This is a genomic window from Psychroserpens sp. (assembly GCF_045105015.1).
In the GTDB taxonomy this organism is placed as follows: Bacteria; Bacteroidota; Bacteroidia; order Flavobacteriales; family Flavobacteriaceae; genus Psychroserpens.
Map to the genome: position 1 here is coordinate 1 of NZ_JBGCCX010000005.1, position 3,260 is coordinate 3,260.

Here is a 3,260-nt window from a genome sequence, read left to right on the forward strand (position 1 = left end):
CTTTCCCGTTACCATATATTCTACTAATTCCATCTGCATGACCAATAGGAATCGTTGCGGTTTTAGCAAAGGACTCACTTTTAAAAGCTCTATTGTAACCAACTGTTTCACCTTTTTCAATATGATGAATTTGTGAAATCACTGATTTTAACGATCCAATAGGTTTAAGGTTTTTATTTTCTTTATCAGAATTCCCAAATCCGTATAGTCCAATACCAGTTCTTACCATGTCTAAATGAGCTTCAGAATAATTTAATATTCCAGATGTATTACAAATATGAAGCATAGGTTGGTATCCTATTTTTTTAGAAAACTCAGTTGTAATAGTCTTAAAGGTTTGAATTTGCTGACGAGTAAACTCATCTTCAGAAAGGTCTTCACTCGCAGCCAAATGAGAAAACACCGATTTAGCAATTACCGTATTAGTTGCTTTTAGCTTGGAAACGATATAATCAACATCGTTCTTCCCAAAGCCTAATCTATTTAAACCAGTATTGAATTTAATGTGAACAGGATAATTGGTTTGTCCTTCTTCTGAAGCAATAGCTATAAATTCTTTTAAAATTTTAGCATTATATAAACTTGGCTCCAGGCACCTTTCAATAAGTGTTTTAAAATTTACAGCCTGAGGATGCAACACTAAAATAGGAGTTGTGATTCCTGCATCTCTGAGCACAACACCTTCAGAAACATAGGCAACAGCAAAGTAATCAACATCTAGGTCTTGAAGATAATTGGCAATAATACTTGCTTCACTTCCGTATGCAAAGGCTTTAACAACTGCTAAAATTTTAGTGTTTTTGTGTGATTTTGATTTAATATACTCGAAGTTGTGTTTGAGTGCTTTTAAATCTATTTCAAGTACAGTTTCTTGCGCTTTAGGCATTAGAACTATTGTTTTTTGTAGTTATTTCTTCTGCATCGTTCACTTTCATGTTTCTAACTTTATCGCGAAGCATTGCTTTGTAATATGCCGCACGACTTAAAGGTTCGTATTCATCAACTTCACCAAGAAGAACAAGGCTATCGCTTTTAGCTTTTCTGTAACTGTATTGCGCTAAATTCCCAGTACGCGTACAGATAGCATGTACCTTTGTAACATATTCAGCAGTCGCCATCAAATTTGGCATTGGTCCAAACGGATTTCCTTTAAAATCCATATCGAGGCCAGCAACAATAACACGAACGCCCTTATTAGCTAGGTCATTACAAACACGTACAATTTCATCATCAAAAAACTGTGCTTCATCAATACCAACAACGTCACAGCCATCAGCTAAAATAGGAATGTTAGCTGCTGCAGGAACAGGAGTAGAACGAATTTCATTAGAGTCATGAGATACTACCATTTCTTCATCATAACGCACATCAATTGCAGGCTTAAAGATTTCAACTTTTTGCCTTGCGAATTTGGCGCGCTTGAGTCTACGAATTAATTCTTCTGTTTTACCAGAGAACATTGAGCCACAAATTACCTCAATCCATCCAAATTGTTCTTTATGATTTACTGTATTTTCGAGAAACATTTTGTAATTTTAACACTAAAACAAACCGTTAGGTCGTTTTCCATAAAGGTGGCGTAAATTTATTAAAAATCAACCGCATAAATTCGTTTTAAATTTAAAAAGTTATGAAGAAGAAGTTAGAATCTGAATTAGTTAGTCTAGCACACAGGATTTTAAAACTAAAAGGCAAAGAGGATGTTTTAAAAATGCACGACGAAGTTTCGGTGCTTTATGAAAAATTAAGCGTACTAAAATTTGCACATGAAAACTTTGATGGAGACTTACCAACTATAGGAAGTAATTCATCTTTCTTTGGAATGTTAGACACAGCTTTTAACAATAAAGTGAGTGATAATATTGAAATTGAAGATAAGATTTATGTAAATCTTGATGAAAAAGAAGATGACCATATTTACGAGCCTGTGATGGAAAAAATAAAGGACATGGTTGCTCAAATGCCACAACAAACACAACAAGTTGATGACATTTTAGATACTGTGGTTACAGAAAAAGATACTCATGTCACACATTTAGAAGATATCACAGCAGGTTTTGAAGAAATCCCAGAATTTGAACCTGTTTCAGAAGTCAATGCAAAAAAATCATTAAATGATGAATTAAAGAAAGGTGCTTTAAATATAGGATTGAATGATAAAATTGCCTTTATAAAGCAACTGTTTGATGGTAAAGCTGAAGACTACGACCGTGTCATTTCTCAATTAAACACAACACAGTCTTTTGAAGATGCCACACGACTTATTAATGATATCGTGAAACCAGATTATAATAATTGGTCAGGAAAAGAAGACACTGTATCTCGTTTTATGGAAATTGTTGAAAGTAAGTTTGCATAATGCCTAAACTCTATATTGTTCCAACACCAATCGGAAACCTAAAAGACATGACTTTTAGGGCTGTTGAAGTTCTAAAAGATGCCGATTTAATATTAGCGGAAGACACACGAACTTCAGGAAAATTACTCAAGCATTTTGAAATTAATACGCAAATGAAAAGCCATCATATGCATAATGAACACAAAATGGTAGATGGTTTGATTCAAAAACTTAAAAGTGGATTAGCTATTGCATTAATTAGTGACGCAGGAACACCTGCTATTTCAGATCCTGGATTTTTATTAACAAGAGCTTGTGTTGAAAACAACATTGATGTTGAATGTCTGCCAGGAGCTACCGCTTTCGTTCCTGCTTTGGTAAACTCTGGTTTGCCAAATGATAAATTCGTCTTTGAAGGATTTCTACCAGTAAAAAAAGGACGACAAACACGATTGAAACTACTCGCTGAAGAATCACGTACTATGATTTTTTATGAAAGTCCGCATAAACTGCTTAAGACCTTAGCTAACTTTTGTGAGTATTTTGGAGAAGCACGACCAGTGTCTGTGTCAAGAGAATTGACTAAGCTTTATGAAGAAACGATTCGAGGTACAGCCAAAGAAGTTTTAGAATACTACACGAATAAACCTCCAAAGGGAGAAATAGTCATTATTGTTGCAGGGAATAAGTAATGGATAAGTTATTACATAATATCCGACAATGTGATATTTGTGAAGCATATCTTCCTTTAGGTCCAAGACCAATTGCAACAGGCCATTCCAAATCTAAAATCGTTATTATTGGTCAAGCTCCAGGAACTAAAGTGCACCAATCTGGAATTCCTTGGGACGATGCTTCTGGACGACAATTACGTAAATGGCTTGACGTATCTGATGAAGACTTTTACGATGATACAAAGTTT

At 34.6% G+C, this 3,260-nt stretch carries 5 protein-coding genes; 3 read left to right on the forward strand and 2 right to left on the reverse strand.

From position 1 onward, the window contains the following. Both alr and AB8B90_RS00225 read right to left on the reverse strand, forming a co-directional pair. Positions 1-886: alanine racemase (gene alr, locus AB8B90_RS00220; protein ID WP_405332362.1), on the reverse strand; the 886-nt coding region annotated here is incomplete at its 3' end. Continuing rightward, positions 879-1,526, reverse strand: a complete 648-nt coding sequence (locus AB8B90_RS00225) for a thymidine kinase (RefSeq protein WP_405332364.1) — start codon at positions 1,524-1,526, stop codon at positions 879-881. The genes AB8B90_RS00225 and alr, both read right to left, overlap by 8 nt. A gap of 104 nt (positions 1,527-1,630) precedes the next feature. Here AB8B90_RS00225 and AB8B90_RS00230 point away from each other — a divergent pair, with 104 nt between their 5' ends. The 3 genes from AB8B90_RS00230 to AB8B90_RS00240 all read left to right on the forward strand — a co-directional run. Further along, positions 1,631-2,359 carry a hypothetical protein gene (locus tag AB8B90_RS00230; protein ID WP_405332367.1) on the forward strand — a complete coding sequence of 243 codons (729 nt, stop codon included), beginning with the start codon at positions 1,631-1,633 and terminating at the stop codon, positions 2,357-2,359. Further along, the gene (rsmI, locus tag AB8B90_RS00235) at positions 2,359-3,030 is read left to right on the forward strand and encodes a 16S rRNA (cytidine(1402)-2'-O)-methyltransferase (protein ID WP_405332370.1); all 672 of its coding nucleotides are present in this window, start codon (positions 2,359-2,361) and stop codon (positions 3,028-3,030) included. The genes AB8B90_RS00230 and rsmI overlap by 1 nt, the downstream gene beginning before the upstream one ends. Next, on the forward strand, positions 3,030-3,260 hold a 231-nt coding region (locus tag AB8B90_RS00240), incomplete at its 3' end, for a uracil-DNA glycosylase family protein (protein ID WP_405332373.1). The genes rsmI and AB8B90_RS00240, both read left to right, overlap by 1 nt.